This is a genomic window from Streptomyces sp. NPDC048419, from assembly GCF_043200415.1.
In the GTDB taxonomy this organism is placed as follows: Bacteria; Actinomycetota; Actinomycetes; order Streptomycetales; family Streptomycetaceae; genus Streptomyces.
This window is the reverse complement of the sequence record NZ_JBICXT010000002.1, coordinates 635,750-642,379: the sequence shown is the minus strand read 5'-3', so window position 1 is coordinate 642,379 and position 6,630 is coordinate 635,750. Positions and strand designations below refer to the sequence as shown.

General features: G+C 71.3%; 4 protein-coding genes. All 4 read right to left on the bottom strand.

The genetic code is table 11. The features are described 5' to 3' along the window. Positions 1 to 370: 370 nt before the first annotated feature. Positions 371 to 1,393, bottom strand: a complete 1,023-nt coding sequence (locus tag ACGFYN_RS06820; RefSeq protein WP_393864672.1) for a helix-hairpin-helix domain-containing protein — start codon at positions 1,391 to 1,393, stop codon at positions 371 to 373. 105 nt (positions 1,394 to 1,498) lie between these two features. Beyond that, positions 1,499 to 2,344: a DegV family protein gene (locus tag ACGFYN_RS06815; protein WP_393864671.1), complete on the bottom strand. Its 846-nt coding sequence runs from the start codon at positions 2,342 to 2,344 to the stop codon at positions 1,499 to 1,501. Between the two features lie 72 nt (positions 2,345 to 2,416). Further along, positions 2,417 to 3,151, bottom strand: a complete 735-nt coding sequence (locus tag ACGFYN_RS06810) for a hypothetical protein (protein ID WP_393864670.1) — start codon at positions 3,149 to 3,151, stop codon at positions 2,417 to 2,419. A gap of 209 nt (positions 3,152 to 3,360) precedes the next feature. Then, positions 3,361 to 6,231 carry a leucine--tRNA ligase gene (gene leuS, locus ACGFYN_RS06805; protein ID WP_393864669.1) on the bottom strand — a complete coding sequence of 957 codons (2,871 nt, stop codon included), beginning with the start codon at positions 6,229 to 6,231 and terminating at the stop codon, positions 3,361 to 3,363. Positions 6,232 to 6,630: the final 399 nt, after the last annotated feature.

Genomic DNA, 6,630 nt, shown 5'->3' with positions numbered 1-6,630 from the left:
GACGACGACCGAGGCCCACATTCCGGCCCGGACGACGACCGAGGCCCACATTCCGGCCCGGACGACGACCGAGGCCCACATTCCGGCCCGGACGACGACCGAGGCCCACATTCCGGCCCGGACGACTCCGCCCCTACCCCTCGCCGCCGCGCCACCAGCAGGATCAAGGCCACAGCCGTGCACGCCACCGCGACGACGGTGACCCACCCTGACGCCGTGTCGAGCAGCACCGCAGCCGTCGCCCAGGCCGCGAGCGCGGGCGGTACGAGGCGTAGATCGGTGGGTCCTTCCTGCCGCGGGTGGGACGCTCCGAGCCGTCCTCCGGCGGCATGGACGGCCGCGCGCCCGGGCGGGAGACCGGGGGTGCGCCTCATGGCCGTACGAGATTCCGGAGATCGGCGAAACGGCGGTCGCCGATGCCGTTCACCTCGCGCAGCTCGTCCACCGAGCGGAAACCGCCGTGCTGTGTGCGGTAGTCGACGATGTGCTGGGCGAGCACCGGACCGACGCCCGGCAGGGTGTCGAGCTGGTCCACGGTGGCGGTGCTGAGGGCGACCGGAGCCGCGGGAGCACCGCCCGGCGCCGCACCGCCCGCGCTCGCGCGGGACGAACCGCCGCCCGCCGCCACAGGTGCCGGAGCCGCGGGCCCCCCGACGATCACCTGCTCCCCGTCGATGAGGAGGCGGGCCCGGTTCAGCCCGTCCGTGCTCGTGCCGGGACGCACCCCGCCGGCCGCGCTCAGCGCGTCGGCGACACGTGAACCGGCGGGCAGACGATGGATCCCGGGCTCGCGCACCTTGCCGCTGACGTCCACGACGATCTCTGCCCCGGCCGAACCCACGGCGCTGGGCGCTCCCGCCGAAGCGCCCGGCCCGGGCTCTCCGCTCCCCTTCCCCTCGCCGAACGGCGCCGCCGCCCGCACCACTTCGGGCGCCCGCACCTCCCGCGTCCGCCCCGTCCAGAAATGCTGGACGGCGAAGACCGCCGCCACGACGAGCAGCACGGACAGCGCGACCACACTGCGCCGCTCCAGCCCGCACCTGGTCTGCACCCACAGCGGCATCCGCTCCCGCAACGCAAGCCCGGCCCGTCCACGCCAGTCCTCCCCGGCCGGGAGAGCCTCCGCCCTCCCGGCCGGCCGGGGAATCTCGCGCTCGTCCTCCTCCACCGGCGGCACCGGCGGTCCCGTGCCCGACTCCCGCCACTCACCGGCCTGTTCGGGGAACAACAACTCCGCACGCCGGCGGAGCTCCTCCGCCGACGCGTGCCGCTGCCGGGCCCGGGCCCGGCTCCGCACCGGCGAGCGGTGGCGGCGGATCCGGCCGTCCGAGGCGGGTCCCCGCCCCGGACCGCTGGAGACGGTCGCTGTGTGTGAACGTGATCGAAGTGCCATGCGACGAGGATCGGACGCTCGCCGAATCCGCGATGATCTTGCTCAATTCCCGGGGACTACTCCCCAGTTGTGGACAACTCCGTCACCCGCACAGGTATGGAACCGTCAGCGCGGCGAGACCACGACCCCCAGCAGCCCGGGCCCGGTATGCGCCCCGATCACCGCCCCCACCTCGCTCACATGCAGATCCGCCACACCCGGCACCCGCGTCCGCAACCGGTCCGCGAGGGCCGACGCCCGCTCGGGGGCGGCGAGATGGTGGACAGCGATGTCGACCGGCGCGCTGCCGGCACGGTCGGCCGCGATCTCCTCCAGGCGGGCGATCGCCCGAGAGGCCGTCCGGACCTTCTCCAGCAGTTCGATCCGGCCGGCGTCCAGCTGAAGCAGCGGCTTCACGGCGAGGGCGGAGCCCAGCAGGGCCTGCGCGGCGCCGATCCGGCCGCCGCGGCGCAGATAGTCGAGGGTGTCGACGTAGAAGTAGGCGGAGGTGCCGGAGGCCCGCTTCTCTGCGGCCGTGACGGCCTCGTCCACCGTCCCGCCCGACTCCGCCGCCTCCGCCGCGGCGAGGGCGCAGAAGCCGAGTGCCATCGCGACCGTCCCGGTGTCCACGACCCGCACCGGCACCGGCGCCTGGCGGGCCGCCATGACCGCCGCGTCGTATGTGCCCGACAGCTCGGCCGAGAGGTGCAGGGAGACGATGCCGCTCGCGCCGGACTCGGCGACCTTGCGGTAGGTCTCGGCGAAGAGCTCGGGGCTCGGCCGCGAGGTGGTGACGGGGCGCCGCTTCTGAAGTGCCTGGGCCAGGGAGCGCGTCGAGATCTCGGTGCCCTCGTCCAGCGCCCGGTCGCCGAGGACCACTGTCAGGGGCACCGCTGTGATGCCGTGGCGCTCCATCGTCCGCGGCGGCAGGTAGGCCGTTGAATCGGTGACGATCGCGACATGGCGGGACATGAGCTGGAGGTTACCTGCCGTAGTGCCCGGGCGGCAGCCCGGCCACTCTCACCTGGTATGCCCTTGACCGGATCAAGTAGTGCTCTCGGGGCGGGGTTTCTTCTGCCATGGGTAGACGGGGCGCTGTGCGGGCGGGGTGATGGCGGCCCGCGTCGGCTCGTCGGCCGTGCGCGACCGGGGCGTCTCCGGCCAGGTCTGCTGCGCCGTCGCCTGGTCGGCGGCAGGGGCGTCCGGCCACTTCGACGACTCGGCGGAGGGCTCCTCGTGCGTCCAGTGCCGCAGGGCGCCGGCCTCCACGTCTATCTGGGCGCTCAGGGCGTCCAGATCGTCGTCGGCGAAGCGGTGCGCCCGGTCGCGGGCGGCCCAGCGCAGCGAGTCCGCCGAGTGTGTGATGCGCTCGGTGCGCTCCCGCAGGCCGGGCAGCCGCTCGGCGAGCGTCCTGCGGTCCGGCTCGGCCTCCAGGCGCTTGAGCTCGTGGTCCAGTTCGTGCCCGTGCACGCTGAGGCGCTCGAAGAGGCCCAGGGATTCCTTGAGGGACTCGTCCTCGGGCACGCCCGCGTACAGCGCGTCCTGGGTCGCGCGCATCGATGTGCGCAGCTTCAGCCGCAGTTGGGCCAGCTCGCCGGCCGCTCCCGGCTGGGCGAAGGACTTGGCCCGCAGGGTGTGGTCCTCGACGGTGCGGCGGGCCTGCGAGATCGTGCGGTCCACGCCGCGCTTGGCGGCGCCGACCACCTTCACCGTGGCGTAGACACCGACTGCCAGGAAGAGCACGAAGAGCAGGGCGAACACTGCGATCACTGCTTCCACGTCGCTCCTCCTCCGCACGGCGCGGCACACCCCGCGCCGCTCTTCCACGGTAAACGAGACGGGCAGGCACGGAGTTCCAGAAGAACCCCGAACCTGCCCGTAGGGGACTACCCCGAGGCGCTCACGCGCCGGACCACTGCCACCGCCGTCGGCACCGGCACCGGCACCGGCACCGGCACCGGCACCTGCGTCGGCCCTTACGCCGGCGCCTACGCCGGAACGATGTTCACCAGCTTCGGCGCGCGCACGATCACCTTGCGGATCCCCGCGCCGTCCAGCGCCGCGACGACCTTCTCGTCCTCCAGCGCGGCCTTCTCCAGCTCCTCGTCGGAGATGGAAGGCGAGACCTCCAGACGCGCCTTGACCTTGCCCTTGATCTGCACGACGCAGGTCACGGTCTCGTCGACGACGTACCGCGGGTCGGCGACCGGGAAGTCCCGGTGCACGACCGAGTCGGTGTGGCCCAGCTTGCGCCACAGCTCCTCGGCGATGTGCGGGGCCAGCGGCGCGACCAGCAGCACCAGCGGCTCGGCGATCGAGCGCGGCACCACGCCGCCCGCCTTCGTCAGGTGGTTGTTCAGCTCGGTGACCTTGGCGATGGCGGTGTTGAAGCGCAGGCCCTCCAGGTCCTGGCGCACGCCGTCGATCGCCTTGTGCAGGGCGCGCAGCGTCTCCTCGTCGGGCTCCGCGTCGGAGACGGTGACCGCGCCGCTCTCCTCGTCCACGACGTTGCGCCACAGTCGCTGCAGCAGCCGGAACTGGCCCACCACCGCGCGCGTGTCCCACGGCCGCGACACGTCCAGCGGGCCCATCGCCATCTCGTACAGGCGCAGCGTGTCCGCGCCGTACTCGGCGCAGATCTCGTCCGGAGTGACCGCGTTCTTCAGGGACTTGCCCATCTTGCCCAGCAGCCGGGAGACCTTCTCGCCCTGGTAGTAGTACGCGCCGTCGCGCTCCTCCACCTCGGCGGCCGGCACCGCGATGCCGCGGCTGTCACGGTAGACGTAGGCCTGGATCATGCCCTGGTTGAACAGCTTGTGGAACGGCTCCGCGGAGGAGACGTGCCCCAGGTCGAACAGCACCTTGGACCAGAAGCGCGCGTACAGCAGGTGCAGCACCGCGTGCTCGGCTCCGCCGACGTACAGGTCGACACCGCCGTGCGGCATGCCCTCGCGCGGGCCCATCCAGTACTGCTCGATCTCGGGGTCGACCAGCTTCTCGCTGTTGTGCGGGTCCAGGTAGCGCAGTTCGTACCAGCAGGAACCGGCCCAGTTGGGCATGGTGTTGGTCTCGCGCCGGTACTTCTTCGGCCCGTCGCCCAGGTCCAGGGTGACGTGCACCCACTCGTCGTTGCGCGACAGCGGCGTCTCGGGCTCGGTGTCGGCGTCGTCCGGATCGAAGGTGCGCGGCGAGTAGTCGTCGACCTCCGGCAGCTCCAGCGGCAGCATCGACTCGGGCAGCGCGTGGGCGATGCCCTCCTCGTCGTAGACGATCGGGAAGGGCTCGCCCCAGTAGCGCTGGCGACTGAACAGCCAGTCACGCAGGCGGAAGTTGACCGTGCCCTCGCCGATGCCCTTGCGTGCCATCCACTCGGTGACGCGCGCCTTGGCCTCCACGACGCCCAGGCCGTCCAGGGAGATGTCGTCGTTGGAGGAGTTGATGATCTTCGCGTCGTACGACCCGAACGCCTCCTCCCACGTCGAGGTGTCGGTGCCGCGGCCGTCGGTGGGCTCGACGATGCAGTGGATCGGCAGCTCGAAGGCGCGCGCGAACTCGAAGTCGCGCTGGTCGCCCGCCGGGACGGCCATGATCGCGCCCGTGCCGTAGCCCATCAGGACGTAGTCGGCGATGAAGACCGGGACCTGCTCGCCGTTGACCGGGTTGGTCGCGTACGCGCCGATGAAGACGCCCGTCTTGTCCTTGGCCTCGGCCTGGCGCTCGACGTCGGACTTCGAGGCGGCCTGCGCGCGGTAGGCGGCGACGGCCTCGGCGGGCGTCGCGTGGCCGCCGGTCCACACGTCGTGGGTGCCCTCCGGCCAGGCGGCCGGGGTGAACTTCTCGACCAGCGGGTGCTCGGGGGCCAGCACCATGTACGTCGCGCCGAACAGGGTGTCGGGACGCGTGGTGAAGACCGTGATGCGCTCGCCGTCGATCGGGAAGTCGACGCGGGCGCCCTCGGAGCGGCCGATCCAGTTGCGCTGCTGCAGCTTGATGGCCTCGGGCCAGTCCAGCGCGTTCAGGTCGTCCAGCAGCCGGTCGGCGTAGGCGGTGATCCGCATGTTCCACTGACGCAGCTTGGCCTTGAAGACCGGGAAGTTGCCGCGCTCGGAGCGGCCGTCGGCGGTGACCTCCTCGTTGGCCAGCACGGTGCCCAGGCCGGGGCACCAGTTGACCGGCGCGTCGGAGGCGTACGCCAGGCGGTACTCGCCCAGGATGTCGGCGCGCTCGCCGGCGGTCAGCACGTCCCAGGAACGGCCGCCGGGAACCGCACGCTCACCGGTCTCGAACTGGGCGACCAGCTCGGCGACCGGGCGCGCCTTGTCCGCCTCCTCGTCGTACCAGGAGTTGAAGATCTGCAGGAAGATCCACTGGGTCCACTTGTAGTAGTCCGGGTCGATCGTGGCGAACGAGCGGCGCTTGTCGTGGCCCAAGCCCAGCCGGCGCAGCTGGGACGTCATGTTCTCGATGTTGGACTCGGTGGACACGCGCGGGTGCGTGCCGGTCTGCACCGCGTACTGCTCGGCGGGCAGGCCGAAGGCGTCGAAGCCCAGGGTGTGCAGGACGTTGTGCCCGGTCATGCGCTGGAAGCGGGCGAAGACGTCGGTGGCGATGTAACCCAGCGGGTGGCCGACGTGCAGGCCCGCGCCCGAGGGGTACGGGAACATGTCCATGATGAACTTCTTGGGGCGGGCGACGACCGCGGGGTCACCGGCCAGGTCGCCCTCGGGGTTCGGCGCCGCGTACGTGCCCTCGGCGTCCCAGAAGTCCTGCCAGCGTGCCTCGATGTCGGCCGCCATGGCGGCCGTGTAGCGGTGCGGCGCTGCCACCTCGGCGGCGGCAGCGGGGTTCGTCTCGCTCATGATCCTCAAAGCTCCATCGATCGTCTCTGCCGACTGCTGCGACTTCCCGGAAATGAAAAATCCCCTCGCACAGGAGGGGACGCCGCGCCGATTCCGACCATCCGGGTCGCCCGGCGGTCGGGACTGATCAGCGCGGCTCGCTAAGCAGAAGGCGTACGGCACGCATGCGGTTAGGGTACCGCAGCGCTTGAGCACGATGCGACGCGCTTCCGTATGGGTCTCTGGTCCCGGTGTCACACCCGGACAACAACTGAACAGAAGTCAAAGCTTACTTCGCGTAACACCCGACACCTGGACATCACAACGACTGTGTTGTCCTTCGATAACAACCCAATAACCCAAACCTCGTACCCACCGGTATGGCGCCACCTAGAGTTCGGCAGCGGGACCGCTTTCCCG